This window comes from Peribacillus cavernae (genome assembly GCF_003989135.1).
Classification (GTDB): Bacteria; Bacillota; Bacilli; order Bacillales; family DSM-1321; genus Peribacillus; species Peribacillus cavernae.
The window spans coordinates 1-25,687 of record NZ_RYZZ01000029.1 but is presented as its reverse complement, the minus strand read 5'-3'; the positions used below and the strand labels follow the sequence as shown (position 1 = coordinate 25,687).

The 25,687-nt window shown below is 39.4% G+C and carries 23 protein-coding genes and 3 pseudogenes; 19 read left to right on the top strand and 7 right to left on the bottom strand.

All coding sequences use genetic code 11. The annotated features are described in order from the left end of the window. Positions 1-27: 27 nt before the first annotated feature. The 3 genes from ELQ35_RS16630 to ELQ35_RS16620 form a co-directional block, all read right to left on the bottom strand. Entirely contained in the window at positions 28-891 is an 864-nt protein-coding gene (locus ELQ35_RS16630) for a carbohydrate ABC transporter permease (RefSeq protein WP_126866189.1), read from the bottom strand. Further along, a complete protein-coding gene (locus ELQ35_RS16625) occupies positions 888-1,928 on the bottom strand; it encodes a carbohydrate ABC transporter permease (protein WP_425466836.1) in 1,041 nt (346 codons plus the stop codon). The genes ELQ35_RS16630 and ELQ35_RS16625 overlap by 4 nt, the downstream gene beginning before the upstream one ends. A gap of 99 nt (positions 1,929-2,027) precedes the next feature. Then, positions 2,028-3,320 (bottom strand): ABC transporter substrate-binding protein, encoded by a 1,293-nt coding sequence (locus tag ELQ35_RS16620; protein ID WP_126866187.1) that lies wholly within the window; start codon positions 3,318-3,320, stop codon positions 2,028-2,030. A gap of 333 nt (positions 3,321-3,653) precedes the next feature. Between ELQ35_RS16620 and ELQ35_RS16615 the strand changes: the two genes are divergently transcribed. The 5 genes and pseudogenes from ELQ35_RS16615 to ELQ35_RS16595 all read left to right on the top strand — a co-directional run bounded on the left by ELQ35_RS16615 (position 3,654) and on the right by ELQ35_RS16595 (position 7,811). Next, complete coding sequence (locus tag ELQ35_RS16615) at positions 3,654-4,568, top strand: diacylglycerol kinase (protein ID WP_126866185.1); 915 nt, start codon at positions 3,654-3,656, stop codon at positions 4,566-4,568. A 403-nt stretch (positions 4,569-4,971) separates the two neighbouring features. Further along, complete coding sequence (locus ELQ35_RS16610; protein ID WP_126866183.1) at positions 4,972-5,718, top strand: poly-gamma-glutamate hydrolase family protein; 747 nt, start codon at positions 4,972-4,974, stop codon at positions 5,716-5,718. 711 nt (positions 5,719-6,429) lie between these two features. Next, on the top strand, positions 6,430-6,960 hold the full coding sequence (locus ELQ35_RS16605) for a GNAT family N-acetyltransferase (RefSeq protein WP_126866181.1): 531 nt from the start codon (positions 6,430-6,432) through the stop codon (positions 6,958-6,960). After that, positions 6,956-7,225, top strand: a pseudogene (locus ELQ35_RS16600) (VOC family protein); the annotation flags it as partial. The gene ELQ35_RS16605 and the pseudogene ELQ35_RS16600, both read left to right, overlap by 5 nt. Positions 7,226-7,304: 79 nt before the next feature. Continuing rightward, entirely contained in the window at positions 7,305-7,811 is a 507-nt protein-coding gene (locus ELQ35_RS16595) for a GNAT family N-acetyltransferase (protein ID WP_126866252.1), read from the top strand. Between the two features lie 178 nt (positions 7,812-7,989). Here ELQ35_RS16595 and ELQ35_RS16590 read toward each other — a convergent pair whose 3' ends face one another. Then, the gene (locus ELQ35_RS16590; protein WP_126866180.1) at positions 7,990-8,205 is read right to left on the bottom strand and encodes a methionine aminopeptidase; all 216 of its coding nucleotides are present in this window, start codon (positions 8,203-8,205) and stop codon (positions 7,990-7,992) included. Positions 8,206-8,407: 202 nt separating this feature from the next. Between ELQ35_RS16590 and rlmD the strand changes: the two genes are divergently transcribed. The 5 genes from rlmD (at position 8,408) to ELQ35_RS16565 (ending at position 16,750) form a co-directional block, all read left to right on the top strand. Further along, on the top strand, positions 8,408-9,787 hold the full coding sequence (rlmD, locus tag ELQ35_RS16585) for a 23S rRNA (uracil(1939)-C(5))-methyltransferase RlmD (protein WP_126866178.1): 1,380 nt from the start codon (positions 8,408-8,410) through the stop codon (positions 9,785-9,787). A 385-nt stretch (positions 9,788-10,172) separates the two neighbouring features. Further along, positions 10,173-11,147, top strand: coding sequence for a tRNA dihydrouridine synthase (locus ELQ35_RS16580; protein WP_126866176.1), 975 nt, complete (start codon positions 10,173-10,175; stop codon positions 11,145-11,147). An 818-nt stretch (positions 11,148-11,965) separates the two neighbouring features. Then, positions 11,966-14,515 carry a DUF4268 domain-containing protein gene (locus ELQ35_RS16575; protein WP_126866174.1) on the top strand — a complete coding sequence of 850 codons (2,550 nt, stop codon included), beginning with the start codon at positions 11,966-11,968 and terminating at the stop codon, positions 14,513-14,515. A gap of 27 nt (positions 14,516-14,542) precedes the next feature. After that, positions 14,543-16,168, top strand: a complete 1,626-nt coding sequence (locus ELQ35_RS16570; protein WP_126866172.1) for an ADP-ribosylglycohydrolase family protein — start codon at positions 14,543-14,545, stop codon at positions 16,166-16,168. A gap of 273 nt (positions 16,169-16,441) precedes the next feature. After that, positions 16,442-16,750, top strand: coding sequence for a transposase (locus ELQ35_RS16565; RefSeq protein ID WP_126866170.1), 309 nt, complete (start codon positions 16,442-16,444; stop codon positions 16,748-16,750). A gap of 269 nt (positions 16,751-17,019) precedes the next feature. Here the strand turns inward: ELQ35_RS16565 and ELQ35_RS16560 are convergent, their stop codons facing one another. Next, the gene (locus ELQ35_RS16560) at positions 17,020-17,508 is read right to left on the bottom strand and encodes an LrgB family protein (protein WP_281278132.1); all 489 of its coding nucleotides are present in this window, start codon (positions 17,506-17,508) and stop codon (positions 17,020-17,022) included. A gap of 12 nt (positions 17,509-17,520) precedes the next feature. Here ELQ35_RS16560 and ELQ35_RS22695 point away from each other — a divergent pair, with 12 nt between their 5' ends. The 4 genes and pseudogenes from ELQ35_RS22695 (at position 17,521) to ELQ35_RS16550 (ending at position 20,377) form a co-directional block, all read left to right on the top strand. After that, positions 17,521-17,697, top strand: coding sequence for a hypothetical protein (locus ELQ35_RS22695; protein ID WP_185861801.1), 177 nt, complete (start codon positions 17,521-17,523; stop codon positions 17,695-17,697). Between the two features lie 450 nt (positions 17,698-18,147). Beyond that, entirely contained in the window at positions 18,148-18,855 is a 708-nt protein-coding gene (locus ELQ35_RS16555) for a DNA alkylation repair protein (protein ID WP_126866167.1), read from the top strand. A 230-nt stretch (positions 18,856-19,085) separates the two neighbouring features. Further along, positions 19,086-19,228 (top strand): annotated as a pseudogene (locus ELQ35_RS23195) (hypothetical protein); the annotation flags it as partial. A gap of 582 nt (positions 19,229-19,810) precedes the next feature. After that, entirely contained in the window at positions 19,811-20,377 is a 567-nt protein-coding gene (locus ELQ35_RS16550) for a DUF4256 domain-containing protein (RefSeq protein ID WP_126866165.1), read from the top strand. 281 nt (positions 20,378-20,658) lie between these two features. Here ELQ35_RS16550 and ELQ35_RS23800 read toward each other — a convergent pair. After that, positions 20,659-21,452, bottom strand: a pseudogene (locus ELQ35_RS23800) (MFS transporter); the annotation flags it as partial. Positions 21,453-22,217: 765 nt separating this feature from the next. Here ELQ35_RS23800 and ELQ35_RS23180 point away from each other — a divergent pair. The 5 genes from ELQ35_RS23180 (at position 22,218) to ELQ35_RS16525 (ending at position 24,923) form a co-directional block, all read left to right on the top strand. Then, positions 22,218-22,451, top strand: a complete 234-nt coding sequence (locus ELQ35_RS23180; protein WP_246026102.1) for a hypothetical protein — start codon at positions 22,218-22,220, stop codon at positions 22,449-22,451. Between the two features lie 119 nt (positions 22,452-22,570). After that, positions 22,571-22,645 (top strand): hypothetical protein, encoded by a 75-nt coding sequence (locus ELQ35_RS23175; protein ID WP_246026106.1) that lies wholly within the window; start codon positions 22,571-22,573, stop codon positions 22,643-22,645. Between the two features lie 17 nt (positions 22,646-22,662). After that, positions 22,663-23,049: a DUF3021 domain-containing protein gene (locus tag ELQ35_RS16535; protein WP_126866163.1), complete on the top strand. Its 387-nt coding sequence runs from the start codon at positions 22,663-22,665 to the stop codon at positions 23,047-23,049. Positions 23,050-23,117: 68 nt separating this feature from the next. After that, complete coding sequence (locus tag ELQ35_RS16530) at positions 23,118-23,543, top strand: ASCH domain-containing protein (protein WP_126866161.1); 426 nt, start codon at positions 23,118-23,120, stop codon at positions 23,541-23,543. A 156-nt stretch (positions 23,544-23,699) separates the two neighbouring features. After that, positions 23,700-24,923, top strand: coding sequence for an L-lactate MFS transporter (locus ELQ35_RS16525; RefSeq protein WP_126866159.1), 1,224 nt, complete (start codon positions 23,700-23,702; stop codon positions 24,921-24,923). 184 nt (positions 24,924-25,107) lie between these two features. Here ELQ35_RS16525 and ELQ35_RS16520 read toward each other — a convergent pair whose 3' ends face one another. After that, a complete protein-coding gene (locus ELQ35_RS16520; RefSeq protein WP_370873475.1) occupies positions 25,108-25,644 on the bottom strand; it encodes a GTP pyrophosphokinase in 537 nt (178 codons plus the stop codon). Between the last annotated feature and the right edge of the window lie 43 nt (positions 25,645-25,687).

Sequence of the window (25,687 nt, the reverse complement as noted above, 5' to 3'; positions counted from 1 at the left end):
GAAAACCTTGATTTTAAAGGCTTTTCCTTATCCCTTCGTTCCGGAAGAGAGATTGGCTCCTTCAATAAAATGCCTCTGAAAGATAAAGAAGAGAATCAAAGTCGGAAGCATGACTGTGAATGACATCGCCATTAAGTAATGCCATTGGACCTGTACGTTGCCTTTGAATGTTTGCAAACCGAGCTGCAGCGTATATAGATTCTCATCATTCAGATATAATAGTGGTCCTAATAGATCATTCCATGCAGCGTTGAAGGCAAACAGCGCGACAATGATAAGCGCCGGTTTCGTTAGCGGAAGCATAATGTGCCACCAAATTTTGAAGTGGCTTGCTCCATCCATGATTGCCGCTTCGCTTAATTCATCCGGAATCGTCAGCATGAACTGGCGAAGCAGGAAGATATAGAAGGCACTTCCAAGAAAGGCTGGCGCGATCAGCGGCAGATACGTATTTACCCAGCCGAGCTTTGAAAAGATAATGTACTGGGGCACCAGGGTAACGAAAGCAGGAATCAGCATTGTTGCCAGAAGAATGACAAACAGTGCATTTCTGCCTTTAAACTTGATCTTGGCAAATCCGTAAGCCACAAACGAATTAACGAATACATGGCCAATTGTCGCAATCACGGAGATAAATAGTGTATTAAGCCCCCAGCGCGTAAACGCGCCGGTTTGCCAGGCTTCGAAATAGTTTGAGAACTGAAACGACTCCGGGATAAGGGAAGGAGGATGCTGGGCGATTTCGGCAGGTGTTTTCAAAGAAGTCGAAATCATCCACCAAAGCGGTATCAGCAGTACGATGCTGCCCAATATCAAGATGGCAAGCACCAGGGTGTTTTTGGTTTTTGTTTTAAATCTTCTCGTTTGATAGAACTTCACTTCATTGTTCACTTCTTGTCACCTCCATCGTAATGCACCCATTTGTTGCTGAATTTTAAATGAAAGACTGTCAGAATCATGATGATAAAGAACAAGAACCATGCCATTGCTGAAGCGTAACCCATATTGAAGATCTTGAACGCGTTGTTCCACATATGCAGGTTATAGAATAGCAAGGAATTCGCCGGTCCGCCTTCTAATCCGCCGGACGAGCTGAGGTCTCCTCCCTGAATCATTACATAAGCTTCCTGGAAGATTTGGAAGGAGAAAATCGTGCTTGTAATGATGTCAAAGAAAATAATCGGCGTCAGCATCGGCAGGGTGATATGGAAGAACTTTTGAAAAGCATTCGCTCCGTCGAGGTCTGCGGCTTCATATAACGCCGGTGACACTCCCTGGAGCCTTGCGAGATACAACAGCATGCCGCCGCCGACACTCCACAGCTTCATCAAAATAAGCGAAGGCTTGGTCCATTCCGGATCGAACAGCCACGCAGGACCGTTGATCCCAAACCAGTCAAGGATCGTATTTACGAGCCCGGTTGAAGGGCTTAATAGGTGCATCCATAGAAAATAAACAGCTACCCCGGAAAGTACCGCAGGAAGATAGTAAATTGTCCGGAAGATTTTCATACCGGGGATTTTCTGATTCAGTAGAAGGGCCACAAATACAGCGCCTGCTGTCGTCAAAGGTACTGAAAATATCACGAAATAAAGGGTGTTCCATAACGATGTCCAAAATAAATTGTCCTCTGTGAACATCCGCTTATAATTATCGAGTCCTACGAAATTCATTTGCGAGGTAATATTATAATCGGTGAAACTTACATATAAGGAAAAAAGAAGCGGTCCTGCCATTAAGAAAAGCAAGCCCACAATCCATGGAGAGATGAACAGGTATCCCATTAGGTTTTCTGTTTTGCCGCCTTTATTTCTTTTTCTTTTTGAAAGCACAGCTGCTTTAGGAAGGGCTGCTGAAGTAACGTCGAGCTCAGTTGTTTTCTCGGGAGGATATGGTTTTTCTTTTTCGTTTATTACCGTTTCATTCATCATAAAGCTCCTCTCACGTTACAGAAAGAAGAGAAGTCCGATGACTTCCCTTTTTTCTGTAATATTTTATATATTTTCCTGAAGCAAAGTAGCTATGTGTTATTTCGCGCTGTTCTTTACGTCTTTTTCCGCTTTCTTCAATGCCTGTTCCGGTGAAATCTTGCCTTGGACGGCATTGTCGATGATCGGATCCACAATGCTTTTATAGTCCGGATACTTCACCGGTACAGAGTGGAATGGTGTGTCTTTCAAGTTATTTATCGCACTTTCGTAAACCAGTTTGCCGTCACCCTCAAGCGCATTGACTACGCTATCTGCGGCCTTTTTGTTGGCCACAATGTCAAAGTTCTTTTCAGCCCAATACGACTGGACCTTTTCGCTTGTTAAATACTCGATAAACGTAGCTGCTTCCTTTGGATGCTCCGCGCCTTTTGGCACTTCCATTACAAAGCCGCCGCCTTCATTCCAGTTACGGCCGCCTTCTTTGAAAGCAGGAATCGGAGCTACTCCGAAGTTCATATCAGTCTTAGAGTCACGAATTTGGGTGTAGAAGTTTGCCGTATCAGTCCAGATTGCAACCTTCTCTGAAATAAAGGGATTCGTTTGTCCACTGCCGAATTCAGCTTCAAACGCCTGAACATTTTTCTTGCCAAGGCGCTTCTGCCAATCAGCAACCCACTCAAGGCCCTCGATTTTATTAGCTGTGGCAAAATACATCTTGTCTCCTTCAATAAACCCTTTGCCGTCATCGGCGTTCGACATCCAGCTGGCTGCACCAAAGCTGCCCCATAATGGATAGTAGCCGACGCGCTCATAGCTATTTCCCTTTTTCACATCAAGCTTTTTTGCATGCTCTTCAAGCTCTTGCCATGTGGTTGGCGGCTTTTCCGGATCGAGGCCGGCTTCCTTATAAGCATCCTTGTTGTAGAATAGCAGGCGGTTATCGGTTGCAAACGGAACTCCGTGAACTTTGTCCTGATATAATGCCGAATCCCACAGGTTTGGATAAAGTGTATTTTTAAGGTCTTCACCCAAGTACTGGGACAAGTCTTCGGTCTGTCCGTTTTTCGCGCGGTGTGCCACGGAGTGAAGGTCATTTACAATGACATCAGCAGGATTTCCTGCTGCTACAGCTGCCGTGTTCTTCGTCCAGATATCCCCCCATGGAACGAAGGTGTGCTTTACTTCAATTTCGTCCTGTGACTTGTTAAAGTCAGAGACAATTTTATCAATAACAGGCTTTCTTGTTTCCGAACCCCAGAATGTCTGGAAATTGACGACTACTTTTCCGTCTTTATTTTTATCACTTGCATCTGAGCCGCCGGAGCAAGCGGATAAGATAACGCTAAATAAAAGAATAAGAACAAAACCTAAACGAAATCCTCTTGCCATTGCTTTGTTTCCTCCGTTTTCTAAAAAGTCATTTTTGTACTACTATTTATACCTCTTCTTGAAGTTGTGAAACATGTAAATATCTACCTGTGGTTTTATCGATATTAAAATTTCAGAAAATGATAAGGCTTAATAAAGTTGATTGTATAGCAGTTTTAAAGGTAATATAGAAAGGTGATTAAAATGGGAAGAAGTGTATAAGGAAGGTTTTCCTATTTAAAGGAAAAGCGCGGGCTGTAATAAATGTATGGATTATGCTTCATTGCTTTTTCGTACATAAATCGGTAACATGTAAAATGTGGAATTCATTTATATTAAGTAGGATGATGGGAAATGAAAAGAGCAAGATTGATCTACAATCCAACGTCTGGTCGGGAAGCGATTAAAAAGCATTTGCCGGAAGTGCTGGCGAAGCTTGAAAAAGCTGGATACGAAGCGTCCTGCCACGCGACAACAGAAGAAGGCGATGCAACGAACGCGGCGCGTATCGCAATTGAACGAGGATATGATGTCGTGATTGCGGCCGGTGGTGACGGAACCATTTACGAGGTCGTCAATGGGCTTGCGGATGCGGAAAGGCGACCGAAGCTTGGCATCATTCCTGTAGGAACAACTAATGACTTTGCGCGTGCCATTCAGGTACCCCGGTCTGTCGAGGCGGCGGCTGATATTATTGCAGCAGGGCACACGATGCCAATCGACATCGGGAAAATGAATGAAAAGTACTTTATTAACATTGCGGGCGGGGGACGCCTCACCGAATTGACATATGAAGTGCCCAGCAAGCTGAAAACGATGATCGGACAGCTGGCGTACTATTTGAAAGGCATTGAAATGCTGCCATCCATCAGAGCGACGGAAGTTACTATCGAGTATGACGGCAGGATTTTTGAAGGCGAAATCATGCTGTTCCTGGTTGCTAACACGAACTCTGTCGGCGGCTTTGAAAAACTGGCACCTGATGCTTCATTGAACGATGGCATGTTCACGATGCTGATTTTGAAAAAAACGAATCTGGCCGACTTTATCCGGATCGCCACTCTTGCTATTCGCGGTGAGCATGTAAATGACCGAAACGTCATATACGCAAAGGCAAACCGAATTAAAGTCGCCACAAAAGACAAAATGCAACTTAACCTTGATGGTGAATTTGGTGGGCTGGCCCCGGCGGAATTCGTCAATCATTATCGCCATTTTGATGTATTTGTTCCGGCAGGAAAGCTACCTGATGACCCGGCCAATCAATAATCCCAGGAAGATCACTCGTTGCGGTGGTCTTTTTTTATATTATATGAAGAAAATCGATTGGTTAATGTATAGTAACTATGAATTTCACGAATTAGAAAGAAGTGTTATCAGAACAGGTACTTCTTCAAAAATCCCTTTTCTTATAGGAATTATAACTAGCTACTTTGTCACTAAAAGAATAAAACTTTACATTAAATAGACAAAAGTCCAAAATTACTCTGATGATTTTTGGTATAAGGCTGTTTCCTAAGTTGTGTTATTAATAGGATTATTAAGGTTAGACTATCCTTTCTAGATTGGCCTGACATTTTATTTGAAACGCTTAGGTGACAGAATAGTAAAAAAATTAAAAAAATGGGACCAATTCATTCCAACACCAATATTATATATAGAGGTGATTAGAATGAATAAAATGTCCAAACTGTACATCTTGTTGTTACTATCTGTGTCTTTAATTTTGTCCACTGGCTGTATTATATCTTATGCAAGTGATAATTATTACGATTCATATGAGCAGCTAAGTGAACATGAAGTACTAAATGAAGATTATGCAATCAATTATAAGCAGAGATACAGTAATATTGCCATAATCGCTATTCACGGCGGAAGTATTGAACCTGGAACATCGGAAGCAGCCAAAGGTCTGGCAGAACAAATGAGGTATTCTTATTATTTATTTGAAGGGATAAAACCAAGTAATAATCAGATATTACATCTCACATCTGTAAGCTTTGACGAGCCAATAGGCAGAAAAATGGCTCAGGATTCCATGACCGTTTTATCCATTCATGGTTATCGGGGAGAAGAATCAATTGTGTTCCTCAGTGGAAAAAACGAAACCTTTAAGAAAATGATCGGACATTCTCTTCGCAAACGAGGCTTTCGTATTGAAGAAGCGCCTTCTGACATTGGTGGTACGAATGATGAGAACATTGTCAATGATAATCAGCTGAAAGCCGGTGTCCAGTTAGAGCTGACTGCAGAGCTGCGCAAATCCTTTTTTGAGAACCATGATTGGTCACAGCAAAACCGTTCAAACACAACTGCTATCTACTATCGATTTATCGATGGATTAAAAGCAGCCAGCTACTCCTATGATACGGTACTTTCTTTTGGTGAGGCCAACGAAGAAAGCGCTTACAATAAATAAAACAGTTATGTGAAAGACCGTTCTTATAAGTGCAATTTAGTAAAAAGATCCCCTTTCATCTTTTATTGCTATGTGGAAAAATGGAAGGGTTTACAAGAATGCTCATTAATTATCTACTTCCAATTATTTAAAAGACTGAAAGTGAAGTAGTGGGTGTTCCCTAATCAACTCCCATGAAAATTAAAAAAGCTCAAAATCCAGAAAAAACCACAACAAAATAGACCCAGTAAAAACGCTTTTTAAAAAAAGGCTGAGCCTTATGAGTGATCTGATTGAGTTTGGTAAATCGTTAAACAAAAACCTCCAATTAAGTAGAGGCTAGCGCGACGACCAAAAAAGGATTAATCTCCCATGAGTGCTACCCATAAAGGGCGCGACAGTCGGTGGTACACCGTGGTCGTCGGAGTCAGACTAACGGATGGGCTCAAAGGCACCATAGTTCAACGACCTTCTTCGCCAGCCATTAAAACATTATCGACATAGAGACCAATTTTCATTCTCTGTGGTGAAGCGCTGATTTTTGCGCTTCATGGATGGCTAATGGGTGTGATAGGCTAAGAAGACGATTATCCCCTTAGCGAAGGAAAAATCATTTTTTTTGCTACCTGAAATGTCTTAGCGTGGGTTTTACGTTAAAATGTTTGTGATACACCCAATTGACTTATACGGAAATATGGCAAATAAATGGTGTTTTATTAAAGGAGAGGTAGAATGTTTCCAGTGTTTGAAACAGAGCGGTTAATTTTAAGAGAAATTACAGAAAAGGACGCACATGGAATCTTTAATTGCTTTTCTAATAATGCTGTAACACGTTTTTATGGACAGGATACATTAACTACCCTGGACCAAGCAAAGCAATTTGTTGAAGCTTTTTCTAAAAACTACAACGAAAAAAGGGGTATTAGATGGGGAATTGAATTAAAGGGCAAAGAAGGGATTATTGGCACAATCGGGTTTCATGCCTGGTCACCTAAATATAAGAGAGCTGAAATTGGATACGAACTCCATCCTGATTACTGGAGAAAAAGGTATGCTACAGAAGCGGTGAAAAAAGTAGTTTCATTTGGATTTAATGAACTTGGCTTAACCCGTATTGGGGCAGTTGTTTTTATTGATAATCATGCTTCTAATCAGTTATTAATTAAATTAGGCTTTGAAAAAGAAGGGATTTTAAGAAACTATATGTATCAAAATGGTGTTCCTTATGATACAAATGTTTATTCTATATTAAAATCCAGTTAACTTAGAAAAAGATATTCCAAGAAACGAAATAAATGAGTCCTATACACATGTAGCTTTTTCAATTGACGAAAAAGACTTCGATGAGATGCATGAAAAACTAAAGAACCTACATGTAAATTCAAGTCGTGAGAGAGATGAGCGCGATAAAAAGTCTATTTACTTTACTGATCTGGATGGCCATAAGTTTGAATTCCATACAGGTACTCTGCAAGACAGATTGGATTATTATAAAGAAGAAAAAAAACATATGGAGTTTTTGATATAATCAAATTTTCCTTCTTTAACAAACAGGAGGCTTATTTGAATGGTTGGATAAAGAAAGCAGTCCATTGGAGGTGTTTGTGTTGTTTAGTGAAGTGGAAATTGAAGAAGTAAAATCAATTGGGGTACATATTGATAGGCTATCGGAGCTTCTGGTAAGGGTAGTTGAGGATGGTGCGTCCATTGGTTTTCTGCCGCCAATGCAGCTTTCAGAGGCGAAAAAATACTGGGAAACTGTAATAAAACCTGATGTGATTTTATTTGTGGCCAAAATAAACAATGAGATAGCTGGGAGCGTCCAATTACATTTATGCACTCAGCAGAACGGCAGGCATAGAGGGGAAATCGGAAAATTAATGACCCACCCTGATTTTAGACGTAATGGTATTGGCCGTTCATTAATGCAAAAAGCTGAAGAAACAGCAAAACAAGAAGGCAGGTCGCTTTTAGTTCTTGATACAAGAGAAGGAGATCCTTCTAATCACCTCTATACTTCAATAGATTATGTTGAATCGGGACGAATCCCTAACTATGCACGGTCAGCAAATGGGGAACTACATACAACCGTTTTTTATTATAAATCTCTTTAGAAATCGATCATAGGCAAATGAATAAAAACAATTAATTATGCCTTCAATTTAAAGTTAAAACCTGCGTCGGAAGTGCTAAGCTTGTACTGTTCCAATCCAAAGGACTGATTCGCGGGAATCTCCCAACATAATCAGCCCTTTTGGATGTTAAAAATTGAATTAGTTTTGACATCTATCATTAGATTTGTCCATTTGATTCAGCCCAGTCGGTAAAGGAACCAGTACCATTGCATCCGGAGCAGTCGTACACGTTCGAATAGTTATACTCATTCGGAGCATAGGCATTAAACCCCCTGCCGCGACAGTCAGGACATAACCCCTTTTCCTCCATATTCGAAACATGCCTCTCAAGTCTGGAAGCATTCCACGCAGATATAGCATTGAATAATCCCATTCTACTCACCTCACCTATTTTTTCTTATTTTGCTTTAGAAATAGGATTTTTATACATAACACCTCGAGGCTCTAGGGATAAAATTTGTTATATTATTTTATGAAGAGTTTAGGTGTTTTGTGACTAAGCCCGGAATGAATTTTTAATTATAACGATGTATGGTAAAATGTGATATTGATCTTTATAGAAAGAGGAAGTACACATGAAAAAAACAGCACCAGTCGCTAAAAATGATTATATAGATGTGACGTTCGAGGATCTGACCCATGATGGAGCAGGGGTGGCAAAGGTAGATGGTTACCCAATCTTCATACCAGACGGGCTCCCGGGCGAAAAGGCAAAAATTAAAGTGATCAAAACCAATAAAGGCTACGGATTTGGCCGACTGATTAAACTTTACGAAAAAAGCGAGCACCGGATTGAAGTGCCCGCTTCTGAAACACATAAATATGGAGGAACCCAGCTCCAGCATCTAAGTTATGAAGGACAACTCCAATTTAAAGAAAAGCAAGTACGTGAGGTCCTTTCGCGAATTGGGAAATTGGAAGACGTCAAGGTACACCCAATTCTGGGCATGGAAGAGCCGTGGCATTACCGAAATAAGGCACAGGTACCGGTCGGAGAAAAAGACGGAAAACTCATTGCAGGGTTCTTTAAGCCGCGAAGCCATGAGATTGTTGATACGAATGAAAGCTTGATCCAACATCCTGCTGTTAATGAAGCGATTCAGGTTGTGAAGGAAATTTGCAGCGAGCAGGGGATTCAGGCATATGATGAAGCAGCGCATAAAGGAACTCTCCGCCACATTATGGCTCGTTATGGGAAAACAACAGGGGAGCTTATGGTTGTGGTCATTACCAGAACAGCTGACCTTCCTCAGAAAAATAAAATCGTCGAAGAAATTGTGGTCCGTCTGCCGCATGTGAAGTCGATTGTGCATAATGTGAACTCAAAACGGACAAATGTGATTCTCGGTGAGAAAACAAAGGTGCTTTGGGGGAATGACGTGATTTACGACTATATTGGGGATGTCAAATTTGCCATCTCGGCTTTGTCGTTTTATCAGGTGAATCCAGATCAAACTAGGGTGCTGTATGGCAAAGCATTAGAGTATGCCGGGCTCACTGGAGAAGAGTCGGTCATCGATGCTTACTGTGGGATTGGGACGATTTCCTTGTTTCTAGCTCAAAAGGCGAAGAAAGTGTTTGGCGTTGAAGTTATTCCAGAAGCGATTGAGGATGCAAGAAGGAATGCTGAATTGAACGGGATTGATAATGCGGAATTTTCAGTCGGGGAAGCGGAGGTTGTTATTCCAGAATGGTACAAGCAGGGTAACAAGGCTAATGTTCTGGTTGTTGATCCACCGCGTAAAGGGTGTGACGAAGCGCTGCTGCAAACGATTATTGATATGAAACCGAAGAAGGTTGTTTATGTGTCTTGTAATCCGGCAACGCTGGCGCGGGATTTGCGGATTTTGGAGGATGGCGGGTATAAGACGGTTGAGGTGCAGCCGGTGGATATGTTTCCGCAGACTACTCACGTAGAAGTCGTGACGGATTTGGAATTGAAGATGTTTAATTAAAAAATGCTCTTGCTAGTTAAAATAAACAATTGCCAGTCTGACCCTGATTCGTAAAAAATACTTTTGCGAATTCGGGGTCTTTTTCCTGTTAAACCCTTGTCAATCCAGTGCTCTTCCAATTTTCTTTTCAGTCTTTTTTAGCAAAACTTTATTTTAACTCGAACAGTGGAATGCTGGTTGATGGGGAAGAATTTAGCAGGAATTTATTTTGGTAGTACAGAGATTGTGAAGGTAAAATAAACAATAACTTATAAAAATAAACATTTCCAATCAGTTTGTTAAAAAGTGCTTAAGCATGGTATAAGTGTAAAAGAAGCAGGGACATTTTGCTTTTAATTTTGGGATAAGGAGTTGGACTGATATCCCATAATGAGAGGATTTGAATATGGAAGACAATTTTTGGCGTGATTTACCACGACCTTTTTTTATACTGGCACCAATGGAAGATGTGACGGATGTTGTTTTTCGCCATGTAGTGGGTGAAGCAGCCAGACCTGATGTGTTTTTTACAGAGTTTACAAACACGGAGAGTTATTGTCACCCAGAGGGGAACCAAAGTGTGCGTGGGCGTTTGACTTTTACAGAGGATGAACAACCAATTGTAGCTCATATATGGGGGGATAAGCCTGAATACTTTCGGCAAATGAGTATTGGTATGGCGAAACTTGGGTTTCGGGGTGTGGATATCAATATGGGCTGTCCTGTACCTAATGTGACACAGAATGGGAAGGGAAGCGGCCTTATCCGTCGTCCAGAAGTTGCAGCAGGTTTAATACAAGCAGCAAAAGCAGGAGGATTGCCCGTAAGTGTAAAGACAAGGCTTGGTTACACTGATGTAGACGAATGGCACGACTGGCTAACACACATATTGAAACAAGACATTGTTAATCTTTCCATTCATCTGCGTACAAGAGAGGAAATGAGCAAAGTAGATGCTCATTGGGAACTAATCCCGGAGATTAAGAAGCTTCGTGACCAGGTGGCACCAGATACACTCTTGACAATCAATGGGGATATCCCTGACCGTCAAACTGGCTTAAAGCTCGCTCATCAATACGGTGTTGATGGGGTTATGATTGGGCGTGGTATTTTCAAAAATCCATTTGCCTTTGAAAAGCAGCCGAAAGATCATAGTAGTAAGGAATTGCTTGATCTCTTAAGGCTGCATCTCGATCTTCATGATAAATATTCGCTGCGTTCGTTCAAGGCTCTTCATCGCTTTTTTAAGATATATGTCCGTGGGTTTCGAGGGGCAAGTGAATTAAGAAATCAATTAATGAGCACAGAGTCAACAGATGAAGTGCGTGCATTGCTCGATAACTTTGGGTCAAAGCATCTTGATGGAATGGAGGAACAGTAGAAGTATCCCAATTCAAGGGAAAAGCGAAGTAGGACGTTAAACTGGTGTGCCTACAAAAGTTAGAGGTTATACTAAGCAGTTAATTGGCTGGTGTGAAGGCGGTATTGAACCGGACTCATCCCGCCAATTTTTGCTTTATATGTTTGTTATTAGTCGCTCCTTTTAGTAAGGTTCCAAATAGGATTTGTTGATAAACCCACCAACATCTCCTTGTGTTGTCAATTTCAGTCTACACACGTTGAAACGGTCGCACTGCTGGAGTTAAAATTGTAACCCAAAGATAAACATTTCTCACTTAAAATAAACATTTCCGATTCAGACTCGGTTTTCGGTAAAATAAACTTTTTCAATTTTCGGGTCTTTTTCGGTACAAACCCTTGTCCTGTCTCGGTTTACGGTTTTATTTCGGTTTCTTTTCAGTCGGAAAACTCTTTTCAACTCGTGATTTTTTATGAAAAAAATGCGGGAAAACAGACGGAAAATGGTCAATTTTGAATCAAAAAACACTCAAAATTGGGGTTCGGTAGGAAATCTTTATATTATCGACAACGGAAGAATACGGGTTCGGAATGGGTATTTTCGGAGGAGTTTACTTGGTTATACAAAAATAATGTTGAAACCCTTGGAAATGGCTTATTTACCGCATTTTTAAGGGTTGTTTTTATGTTGATAATCGAGAGGGAGTCGAAATTTTGGTTGTGTTTGAAGGAGACATTGTAGGCGGTGTAAGAAAAATTACGATAGCTCGTGTATGGTCTTTGTGTATCCAGTATAATTAAAGTAAACAGTTAAATTTTAATGGAAATAGGAGAAAAATTATGAGCGAATTACAATCACTTTCTGAGTTATATCAAAATAAATTGTTTCGCATTCCAGATTATCAAAGAGGTTACGCTTGGAAGCAGGCCCAGCTTGTGGACTTTTGGGATGATGTAATGAATCTGCAGGAGGATAGATATCACTATACGGGGTTACTTTCTCTAAAAGCAGTTCCAAAGTCAGAAACAAAAAGCTGGGGAAACGATAAGTGGCTGCTTGAATCAGGTTATAAAGCTTATCATGTTGTTGATGGACAACAACGTCTTACCACCTTTTCTATACTTGTAAACGAGTTAGTATCTTTCGTGAAGAACCTAGAATGTAATGTTGACAAAAGCGAAGATGAGATTGTTCTTTGCTATCAAACCTTAAAATCCTTACGGTCAAAATATATATCACAGAAACGCCCTCCACAGAACCTAATAACAACATACTTGTTTGGATATGAGACAGATAATCCTAGTGCTGATTATCTTATTTTTAGGGTATATGAAGAGCCGTACAGCGGAGCGGTAAATGAAACTTACTACACACAAAATTTAAAATATGCAAAGGACTTTTTTGCAGATTGCCTTGAAAAACTGTATGTAACTGAAGGTATTGAGGGTATAGAAATTTTATTTCGTAAACTTACGTTACAGTTGATGTTTAATATTCATGAAATTGAAGATGATTACGATGTTTTCGTTGCTTTTGAGACAATGAATAATCGAGGTAAGAAACTAACGAATCTTGAATTACTTAAGAATCGACTTATATATTTGACTACGCTATATGATGATTCACAATTGGATGTGATGGATAAAGCAGAAATGAGAAAACAAATAAACGATGGATGGAAAGAGGTTTATTACCAGCTTGGCCGAAATCAACATTCACCACTTTCTGATGATGAATTTTTAAGAGCTCATTGGATTATGTATTTTAATTATTCACGTAAAAAAGGCGATGACTACATAAAATTCTTACTGAATAAATTCTCCGCAAAAAATGTATTTGATAAGCAGGTTGAAGCGATTGAGGAAGAAATTCCAGAAAATACAGATATAGAATTTGCTGATGAAGATGATGATATTCCGAAGCCTACTGATGATGCTACTGTAAAAACAATAAGTAAACTTGAACCAAAGGACATAGCAGATTATGTTAATAGTTTGAAAGATGTAGCAAAATACTGGTTTTATTCTTATTTTCCGCAATTTAGTAGTTTAACTCATGAAGAAAAACTTTGGTTAGAGCGTCTTAATCGAATTGGAATTGGCTATTTTAGACCGCTCGTTACTGTATCACTTTCGTTAGATAAAGAAGTTTCATCTAACGAACGAGTCGATTTATTTTGCGCTATTGAACGTTTTATATTTTTATCTTTCAGAATGGCTGCTTATCAGTCTAGCTATCAAAGTAGTCATTATTACCGAAAAACGCGTGAAGTATATATGGGAAAACTGGCTATTGATCAAGTTACAACATCTTTGAATGATACAACTGACTGGGATATGGAGTACACGATTGATACATTTGTTACTCGGATGGGTAAAAATTTTTCCAATGGTGATGGATTTTATGGTTGGCGTGATCTACGTTATCTTTTATTTGAATATGAATATGGAAAAGCTGAACAAACAGGTATTGAAAAACTTGGGTGGACACCTTTTACAAAAGTAGAGAAAGACAAAGTTACGATTGAGCATATACTTCCTCAAACACCAACTAAATGGTATTGGAGGAATCAGTTCCGCCAATATACGGATGGCGAAATCAAAATATTATCAGGTTCCCTTGGAAATCTTCTACCATTATCGCAGAGTGTAAATTCTGCTTTACAGAATGATAGTTTTGAAGATAAGAAAGTATCAAAGACAAATGGACGTCGTGGTTATCAAGATGGTTCACATTCTGAAATTGAAGTGTCTCATGAATCTGATTGGGATGCCGAGCGTATCCTTAAACGTGGTATGAAAATGCTAAAATTCATTGAGAAGCGTTGGGACATACGTTTTAAAGATGAAGATCAGATGACTGAACTGCTCCATATCTCTTTTGTAAACGAATCAAGAGATGAAGTTCCTGAAATTACCGAGGATGATATTATGCCTGGTACAGTGGAAACGGCAAACGGTGAACTATCATCTGCAACGACAGACTTACAATTAGATTTTTGGACTGCCTTTGTTCGGTATTGTGCAGAACAAGGCCGATCAGAAGATATTGGTTCGAGAAAACCTTTTGGTCAAAACTGGTATGATGTTACAGTTGGCAGTCCTGACTACCATTTATTTTTTCAACTTCTTAAAAAGAAAATACTGCGTATAGGGATTTATGTTTACAACCCAGAGTCTTTTTCAAAGCTTGAATCGAAAAAAGATAAGATTGAAAATTCATGTGGTATTTCCCTTGAGTGGTACACCAGCCGGGAAAAAAGTGTAGCAAAAAGGATTCTATATTCAGTTGAAGCAGATATACACAACTCAGAATTGTATATTCAACATTTTGAATGGCTTATTAACCATTTTGATAAACTTAAAAATGCGCTCGATACCGTGGATTAATAAAGAGTGTGGGAAGGGGGATAGTTGATGATTGGTGCGATTATAGGTGATATTGTTGGTTCTCGTTTTGAATTCAATAATCATAGAAGCAAGGACTTTGACTTGTTTAGTGATGATTGCCAAGCAACAGATGACACCATTATGAGTCTTGCCGTTGCAAAAGCAATTATGGAAACAGAGAAAATAATGGAGCCTTCATTTGGCGGGTATGATTTCGATAGTGATTATTATTCATTGCTTGAAAATATGACCATTAAATTTATGAAGGAAATCGGATGTAAGTATCCAAATTGCGGTTATGGTGGCATGTTTGGACAATGGGTTTTTAGTGAAAATCCTAAACCTTATAATAGTTTTGGAAATGGGGCGGCTATGCGAATAAGTCCTGTCGGGTTTGCTGCAAGGACTGAAAGTGAAGCATGCAGATTATCTGAAATCGTCACTGGGATAACTCATAATCATGATGAGGGAATTAAAGGTGCTGAGGCTACATCTGTAGCAATACTTATGGCGAGGCGTGGATTTACTAAAAGTGAGATTCGAAAAAAGATTAATAGAAATTATTATTCTTTAGATTTCACAATTGATGAAATCAGAGAAACATACCAATTTAATGAGACTTGCCAAGAAACGGTACCGCAGGCAATAGTAGCCTTCTTGGAATCCACTTCCTTTGAAGATGCTATTCGTACTGCGATTTCAGTCGGTGGTGATAGTGATACTTTGACAGCGATTACTGGGGCTATTGCAGAAGCGTATTACGGAGTCCCTTTAGAAATTAAAGAAAAGGCATTTACCTACCTTGATAAGGAGCTAAGCACCATTTTTAATCAGTGGCGGGAATTCGCTGAAGATGGAAATTCATATAGTAAGTTTAAAGTTCTCACAAAATATATTGGTAAACTATCTGATACTGAGAATTTTGGTGACTGGATTTTCGATCGTAAAAATGATGGGAGTTCTGAGCACCCAATTCAAATGCCGTTTGTAAATTATGATGAGCTAGTAAAAATGTTTGTTGATGAATTCTATCACTTTTCACAAAGCCATACAGAGTATAAGCTCACTAATTATGGTTCAATTTTAGAAGATAACGGACTTAAATGGAATACAAGAGTTATGCGAAATACGGAGGTAGAATTATTAGATGCCCAATGTATCCTTGCACTTATAATGAGGGCAATTCGAGGAGAAAGATTTAGTGAAGGATTGCTTCATAGCTTTTTTAAAGAAGGTATTATCTTAAAATGGCTAAAAAGACTCAAGGACATAGATATTAATGGCTCTGCTCAAGAAGTTGAGGGAATTTACTTTGAAATTGGTGGATACGGGGGATATGATACGTATCGTTTAATTTTCAAAGAAAATTCAGCATGTTTGATTACAACCCTATGGTGTGAGGCTCCGATTGAAAAAAAGTATTCAAAAGAAGAAACAAGTAAGCTACTAGATAAATTCAATTCTATCCATGTTGATTATTGGAACAGTGAGTATATTGATCCTTGCGTTTGCGATGGAACACAATGGGAGCTTGCAGTAAAATACAAAGGTCAAAGAGACACTGTTTGGGAAGGAAGTAATGCATATCCAAATAATTGGAATGACCTCCTATCTTGCTTAGAAATTGAACATGAAGAAGATGAGGATGAGTAGAATGCTCATAAAGAAATAAATAATTACTATTACTTTTTAGATTGGTGGAACATATTATGAGTGAATGGGATTTTCTTTTGGGGGCTAAGTGGTAAAGAACTTGAAGATGCTATTCATCTGGTATGACAAAAGATGATATTTCATATTTTAAAGAACAAGAGAGAAAAGTGCGAAAAAAAGAATGGGAAAAGCTTAAGGATTTAAGAGATAGTAGACTATAATGTACCCATAGTGTTGGACACACAAAATCATAAAATAAGATAAACTAACACTATGAGTAAAAAGAGGAAAACCTATACCCCAGAAGAAAAGGCAAAAGTTGTTTTAGAAATACTCAGGGAAGAAAGTACCCTGAATGAGATTTCCCAGAAGCATGGTGTCAGCCCACAGCTCATCAGTCGATGGAGGACAGAATTGCCCACCGTGTTCGACAAGAAATCTTCTCAAATTGAAAATATGAAAAAAGAACATGCTGCCGAAAAGGAGGATCTGATCAATCAGATTGGGCAGCTGACTGTGGACATGAACTGGCTTAAAAAAAAACAACAACAGGTCTTAGAGTTGAAGAAAAGAAAGCCTTAATTGATTTCAATAACGGTGAACGATCCATTAAGCATCAATGTGAATTGCTAGATATGTCAAGATCCACAGCTTATTATCAAACGAAGGGGCTGTCGGAAACCGACCAAGAAGAAATTGATATCAAAATCAGCTATTTGCAATGTGAATTCTATGCTAATTCCATAACTAAAAAACATGAACTTTTCATACCCTCTTTATCCCATATGTCACGCATTAAACCAGCTTCTCTTCAGATATACACAAGAACCTGCTCTTAGACACTATGTGTGTTATATAATTAGCTCATTCTGCAATGCCGGAAAAATGGTATAGGCCAATATGATCGTGATGATGGCTGCTGTAATCATGGCCAGGCTAGCGAATGTGCCTTCTAAGTCTCCGATTTCAAATGCCCTTGATGTACCAGCACCATGTGAGCTCATCCCATGCATGAGTCCTTTTGCCGTAGCTTTCTCTATTTTAAGTAACCGTATCATTCCCGGTCCCACGATGGATCCTGTTATGCCAGTTATGATCACAAACACAGCTGTCAAGGTGGGAACTCCTCCAATGGTTTTCGATACGTCCATCGCGACTGGTGTCGTGATGGAACGCGGGACTAGACTGGTTATCAGAGATGGGCTAAGCTGGATCCAAACAGCGTAAAGAAAGGAAGAGATAATTGCAACCGCAGAGCCGACCACAATGCTGGCTACCACTTCAATCAGATGTTTCATTAGCAGGTGGACATGTGCTTTTTTATTAGAGGGTAGCGACAAAGATGGGCCAAAATGGAGAAGTTCAAGGTAAAGTATTCCTTGGACTATTTGGGCGGAAAACCTGAATTAATAACAATGGAAGTAGCTAGTAAAAATGGTGCACAACTAGTTGGTTTGGTGGATGGGATAGAAACAAAGTTCATCATAATGGAAGAATTAATCCCTGAGTTCAGGACGTTTCAAAGATAATATTAGTGTAACAGTAGCATTCAGTGAAAAAGACGGGCAAAAAGTCGTCACAGACATTATAAAGGTATTTCCTGCACCAAAAGAATAATCAGCACTTATAGTCTGATACAATTGTTTTCTTATTTAACTACCATGAAAATAATCTTCTGTAATCTCGTAAAAAGGCACTACTAATGAAGACTCGTTTTATTCCTTATAAAAAAATGGAGAGCCACGACATTCATTGATTTATGGATTCTGGTTTATTGGATTAAGGTCAGTATCAGTATTGACACTTCCAAACCATTTTCATTCTCTGTGGTGCAGCTCTGCTGCATGCGTGGCTAACGGGGCAGAATATTTCAATAAGATTAATGGTAAAATTGAGACGTATTGACGAGTTGATAGAGAATATAAACTAGTTGGTTACAATTAAATGGGAACTAATATTAAGGAAGGATGTACAATACTATGGATCTCGAAACAGTTATGCAGGAGCTTGAAGCTCTTGGTAAGGAACGAGCTAAAAAAATTTACATATCCAATGGTGCGCACGAGCCGCTTTTTGGCGTGGCAACAGGTGCTATGAAGCCAATCGCAAAGAAAATAAAAATAAATCAACGATTAGCTGAAGAGCTTTATGCCACAGGTAACTACGATTCTATGTACTTTGCAGGCATTATTGCAGACCCAAAAGCCATGACTGAGTCGGATTTTGATCGTTGGATGGATGGAGCGTATTTTTATATGCTGTCCGATTATGTGGTAGCAGTAACTTTATCAGAATCAGATCTTGCACAAGACGTTGCTGATAAATGGATTACTAGCGGTGACGAGTTGAGAATGTCAGCGGGCTGGAGTTGCTATTGCTGGCTTTTAGGGAATCGCCTAGACAATGAATTTTCCGTAAGCAAGATTTCCATTATGCTTGATATTGTGAAAAATTCGATTCATCATTCACCAGAACGAACGAAATCCGCTATGAATAATTTTCTATACACCGTAGCGATTTCATATTTGCCGCTACATGAAAAGGCAGTCGAGACAGCGAAGGAAGTAGGGACAGTAGAAGTCAAACGGGACAAGAAGAAAAGCAGTTTCCTAAACGCTTACGAAAGTATTCAAAAAGAAATTGATAGAGGGAAGCTTGGTTTCAAACGCAAATATGTAAGATGTTAAAATCGCATTGGGGTGTTGAAGAAGAAGTAACCGCATGTAGGAAGAAGAATGAGTTTCGGTTTGGTCTACCTTAACCGATTCAAGCAGGCTTGCCAAGTGGGTCATGGAAAATGATTCAAGGTTGATGAATATTCAAGTGAAGCTAATAAGTGACCGAAAGAATTGGAGAAATTGAAAATGATGGTTCTTAACTGTTTGCTGATTGAAAAATTTAAGTGGGGTGTTCCTTGATGACAAATAGTAGAATGAATCACAAGGTTGAATTAAAGCTAAAAAGTGGAAGGAAGAATATGAGAAGTTGAGAAATATCGTTCTTGACTGTGAGGTGACCGAAGAATTTGAGTGGATGCATCCTTGTTACACGTATCGAAATATTGTAATTGCTGAATACCTTACAGCATGAAGGATGTTATATTGAAATTCTTATCTTTTGTTATAGAATAATCATTTTTATGTTTTAAGGTTTTTTGTTCAACTCCCATGAAAATTAAAAAAGCTCAAAATCCAGAAAAAACCACAACAAAATAGACCCAGTAAAAACACTTTTTAAAAAAAGGCTGAGCCTTATGAGTGATCTGATTGAGTTTGGTAAATCGTTAAACAAAAACCTCCAATTAAGTTGAGGCTAGCGCGACGACCAAAAAAGGATTAATCTCCCATAAGTGCTACCCATAAAGGGCGCGACAGTCGGTGGTACACCGTGGTCGTCGGAGTCAGACTAACGGATGGGCTCAAAGGCACCATAGTTCAACGACCTTCTTCGCCAGCCATTAAAACATTATCGACATAGAGACCAATTTTCATTCTCTGTGGTGAAGCGCTGATTTTTGCGCTTCATGGATGGCTATTGGGTGCGTTTATCTAAGAAGGATAACGCATCTTTGTTGAAGTTATTGTACTAAGGAGCAGTTTAGTCCTTATTCAATTATGAGGACAACCCAAGGGGGAAACTAATATGACAAAGAGGAATAAGGAGTTGTCACTAGAACAACGTGAAGAACTACTACGAACTTTGGAAGCCCGTTTTGAGAAAAACATGCACCGACATAAAGGTCTCGAATGGGCTAAAGTACAAGCTAAGATTGAAGATAATACTGAAAAACTGTGGTCGCTCAATGAAATGGAGGGAACTGGCGGTGAACCGGATGTTGTTGGCCATGATAAAAAGACGGGCGAATACATTTTTTATGATTGTTCACCAGAAAGTCCTAAAGGTCGCAGAAGTGTTTGTTACGACCGTAAAGCACTGGAGTCAAGAAAAAAACACAAACCAGAAAATAACGCTATTGATATGGCAACTACCATGGGAATTGAACTTTTAACAGAAGAACAATACCGGGAGCTGCAGAAACTTGAAAATTTCGATATGAAAACATCGAGTTGGGTGCAAACTCCTGCTAATATTAGAAAACTTGGCGGGGCCATCTTTTGTGATTGTCGCTACGACACTGTATTTGTGTACCACAATGGAGCGGAATCCTACTATGCTGCAAGGGGTTTCCGTGGCTGGTTAAGGATCTAAACTATGCACAAACAGCTAAATTTGAATTTGAGAATGGAATACCTGGGGAAAGGCTTTAATTTCATTATTCAACTACTGGGTGCGTTAATTAATAAGACTTGGCTGCTGCGGCAGCTCCTTTTTTTGTGTCTTTATGGCTTCAGCAATCGTTAGTCTTTATGAAGGGTTCACATTGGCACCCTCATATTTATTGTTGGCTTTCACCTGCCCATTTACCTCTTCTTGCCACCATAAGGCTTTTTCCAGGTGTTTAAGCACTTCTTTTATTTCACTTGGATCCTCACGTTATAGAAAATAACAATAGCTGTACAAATTAACAGGGCTTTCCTATGTTCAACAAAAATCTCTTTTAGTGACGTACGTTGATTTCCTTCATCTATAGCTTCATTCATCGCTTCAAACGCCGGAGTTTCACCTAAGCTGTTTCGGAAATAAAAGCCAATCAAGCCCAGTGGAGCGCAATAAAGAATGTTATTCTCCAGCCCCATTCCACCATGGCTTCATTTCCGAGCAGAAAGGTCAGTCCTGTAACCAAACCGGCCCCTGCAATATAACCGACAAGTGTTCCAACTTCCAGGCCGCTAGCCATGAAAGTACGTTTCTTATCGGGAGTTGTTTCTGCAATATATGTCATGGCCCCTGCGTATTCTCCTCCTGTGGAAAATCCCTGTACCAGTCTCGCCAGAAGAAGCAAAATCTGCGCTGCAATGCCCAATGTTGCATAACCGGGAATAAGTCCTATACTCAGTGTGGCAGCAGCCATTAGAATCATAGTTAAAGCCAAAACATTTTTACGGCCAATGCGGTCTCCAAGCATTCCAAAGAATATGCCTCCAATTGGCCTTGCTATAAAAGCAACTGCAAAAGTAGCGAAAGCATAAATTAACTGAAAAGAAGGATCAATTTTCAGGAAAGAATACCTTTCCCATTGTTACAGCAAAAAAGAGTAAATTCCAAAATCAAACCATTCCATAGCATTGCCGAAAGATGTCCCAACCATGGATTTTTTTGCAACGCTGCTATCAATAACCGTGACATTATCCTTATCTAATCTCTTTATAGGATTTCTCACCATACCCCTCCTGTTAAATGTTTAGATTTACGAAATAACACATAAAAAGCTTTTTCCCTTATGAAACCTTTTTAAGCCAGGGAAAAAATGTGATTAGGGGAGGGGAATCAGAATTAGAGACAATACCGAAACATAGCTAAAATGAATTGACCTTTTTAAGTTTACTCCATCAAAATATCTCACAAATGGCCGCTTAAGAATCAGCCTTTCTTACTTCCCTGAATATGGGCTTAGGTATAGTTAGACTTGATGTACCTTCTAAGTACTCCATGGCTTTGGACTTTTTGAAAAGTCAGATGTTCTTCTTTCCACTAAACCACTTCATCATAATAGGACAAGTTTTCGACTCGTCCGATTTACTTTGCCTCACTCCTTGGATTTGTTCTTTCTTAAACGTGATATATTTGAGAAAAGCTTGCACACTTTCCTTCTCACAAAACATATATTTTTCTTCGATCGGTTATGTACATGCTTTATGATTGTTGGTTTCCACAAATTATATCTGGGTTATTACCGGTTTTTTGGTGAACCTGAATCCATTGATAAATTGGTTCTCCGTTCTGATCTTTACATTATTTTCATGCTATTTGCTGTCCATTTTTTTCATCCTTGTTCGAAGGTGCTTATACTTTTATTACTAAAATATCGATGTAACTGAAAGCATATTTTATGCAAGTTAGTGGTGTTTACATACAGGTAGCTGGAAATCACAAGTGTTATTTCCGTTAATCAATATACTTAAACTACAAGCAAAGGAGGTCCACAAAGATGAAAATACAGGTAGAGATAGATAAAGAGTTCCAAGAGATAGAGGTACTTATTCGGAATCATGAATGGAATGAGGATGTGAAGGAACTGATGGATCTCTTGAAGGAGAAGAAACGGCCATATTTTATCGGAAGGAAAGGAGAAATGCAGCATGTTTTCCGGGCTGAGGAAATTATCTGTTTGTTTACAGAGAGTACTTCTATAATGGCGCGGGCGAAACAAGGGACTTTTTGAAATGAAAGAAAGGTTATATGAGCTGGAAAAGGACCTTCCACGTAATCAATTTCTAAATTGGCATCGCAAACTTAGATGAATTAAGCAGATTTGAAGCTTCTTTCAACGGAACTTTGTGTGTGTATTTTAATTCAGGGGAAAAAGATTATGTTTCTCGCCATTATGTTCAAGGAATTAAAAAAGCATTTCAATAGAAAAGGAAGGGATCAAAATGAAAACACTTTTACTTCGCAGTTTTGTCGGGATAAGTTTTGGCATAATTGGCTTTGGGGATGTAACCGCATTGGATAGTGAGATTTTCGTGAAAAATGCGATAGGCTGCCTTTTATGCAGCTGGTTTTTTACTACAGCAACTTTATTATTTGAAATAGATAAATGGAGTTTATTATCCCAGACTATTCTGCATTTCATGATAGTTAGTATACTGTACTTCTTCCTTTCTTTCTTAGTTGGCTGGATACCATTCAGCTTAAATGGATTATCGGCTGGAATCGGAATTTTCATCCTTTTATATGTAATAATCTGGATTATATTCTATCTCTATTTCCGCTTCCAAGTGAAAAGTTTGAATGATGGCCTGGATAACCGAGGAAATTGAATCGGAATCATGTTTTACTCGGACACTATATTCCAAAGTAAACTTTCATAAAGTTGGAGGCAGTTGGAATGAAGGTTTTATCGATAATCCAGCCTTGGGCAAGCCTTTTTGTTTTAAGAGAGGCCAAATATGAAACAAGGTCATGGAAAACAAATTATCGTGGACCCCTGGCAATTCACACAAGTAAAAAAATAGATAAGGCTGTTTGTAATCATGTTGCCATTCAGTCGTTGCTTGGTAAGCATGGGTATATAAAGGAGAATCTTCCAAATGGTATGATCATTGCTGTATGCAGCCTGGAAAAATGTTTGAAGGTGACTGAAAACAACGAGACATGGGCAGTCCTGGAGGATGGACGAATCGTATCGGGAAATGACTATTTTTTAGGTGACTTTCCAGTGGGAGGTTTTGCTTGGGAAGTGAAGGACATGCAGATGTTAGATGAATTCATTCCAGCGAAAGGAAAACTTGGATTATGGGAGTATGCGTTATAACAATTAATTAGTGGGAAACTCTGCAAAAGATAGCCATTGCCGATTGGTACAATTTTCACCAAACAACGAAAAATGGCTGGTAATTCATACTAACACTACTATTTATCCTCTTTTGTGACACCTTAGAAAATAAACCGGAAGAAAAGAGGAGATCTAATGAAAGCAGGCAATGGGAATCGATGGCTCATTGTGCTTGGAACCGTAGTTGTGCAGATGGGGTTAGGTACAATCTACACTTGGAGTTTATTCAATCAGCCGTTGGTGGAACGGTTTGGCTGGGAATTGAGCTCGGTTGCGATAACATTCTCTATTACAAGCTTTGCATTGGCATTTTCGACGCTGTTTGCCGGTAAGCTGCAGGATAAATGGGGACTTCCCCGTCTAATTCGTTTTTCTGGTATCTTGTTGGGAGCAGGGTTAATACTTAGTTCTCAAATTTCGTCTTTGTGGATGCTCTATCTGTTCGTGGGTGTAGTGGTGGGTTTTGCAGATGGCTCTGCATATATTACTTCTTTATCCAATCTTATAAAGTGGTTTCCTGAGAAAAAAGGGCTTATTTCCGGAATCTCGGTTGGTGCCTATGGTACAGGAAGCTTGATATTCAAATACATTAACGAAGCACTAATAGAATCCGTAGGCGTTTCCCAAGCGTTTTTCTATTGGGGATTGATTGTTATGGTGATGATTGTTGGCGGATCGTTCCTTGTACGGGAGGCGGAACTAAGCAGCGGGGCACAAACCCTTAATGGAGTGCAGAGCAAAAATTATACAGTGAAAGAAATGTTGAAAACAAAGGAAGCCTACCTATTGTTTATCATTTTATTCACTGCCTGCATGAGTGGCTTATACCTAATTAGTATCGTGAAAGATATTGGCGTCAGCTTGGCTGGACTGGATGTGGCGGCGGCTGCAAATGCAGTGGCACTAGTAGCCATTTTCAATACAACCGGCCGGATCGTTCTCGGCGCCTTGTCCGATAGAGTCGGCCGTCTTAAAGTAGTGGCCGGTTCATTATTAGTGACAGCTATAGCCGTGACTTTATTAGGATTTGCAGAACTGAATTACGCTTTGTTCTTTGCTTGTGTGGCAGGCATTGCCTTCTGTTTTGGCGGCAATATTACCGTATTCCCAGCCATTGTCGCTGACTTCTTCGGATTGAAAAACCAGGGAAAAAATTATGGTGTGATTTACCAAGGTTTTGGTCTCGGTGCATTGTCCGGATCTTTTATCGCTACCGCACTTGGTGGTTTCAAGCCAACCTTTACACTCATTGCAGTTTTATGCGTGATCTCATTATTAATAGCTATAAAAATAAAGGCCCCAGATAATGGATCACCTGACGGAGAAGTAAACAGGGACCACCGGATTCCACAACATTAGACCGGGTACCTAGCTTGGTTGATATAGAAAAACTGTGCAGTAAACACAACTAAATCATTTACTATCTAAGAATACGATTCAACCCACGTGGAAGGGAGTAATACAAAAATAGAATGGAAAGAGAGCGGATTTCCGCTTCTCTCATCCATTCTATTTTGTTTATTCAAGCTTCTTATTTAATGTCTCACTGTTTTGAAGGAACGTTTCTAAAAAAAAATTTTGGAATCGAATATTTGTCATCGTTGATTTTCGACAGAAATTCATCATTTTTATGGGCATCCTCTTGTTTATAAACAGTGATTTCTTTATGGAGCTGCTCCATCTTGCGGTCCAATGTGGCTGCTGTGGTTGCGGCTTCCTTTAGTTCTGCAATTAAATGTTCGGGTACCTCTTTGTTGTATTTATAGTAGATTTTATGTTCCAGGCTCGCCCAGAAATCCATGGCAATGGTCCGAATTTGGACTTCAACCAATATATTTACCTCCCGGTCAGACATGAAAATGGGGATTTCCAATATCATATGCAGACTTTGATACCCATTTGGTTTTGGGTTTTGAATGTAATCTTTGTATTCGATAACGTCAACATCTTTCTGGTTTTGCAGCATCTTCGCCAGTTCATAAATATCCGAAATAAACGAACAGGTGATTCTGATTCCTGCAATGTTGCGGACGTCTTTTTTAATGGATGATAACGAAGGAGTTTTTCCTTTTTTATATATTTTTCTTAAAGGCTAGTTGTATAATCAAATGCAACAGCCTAAA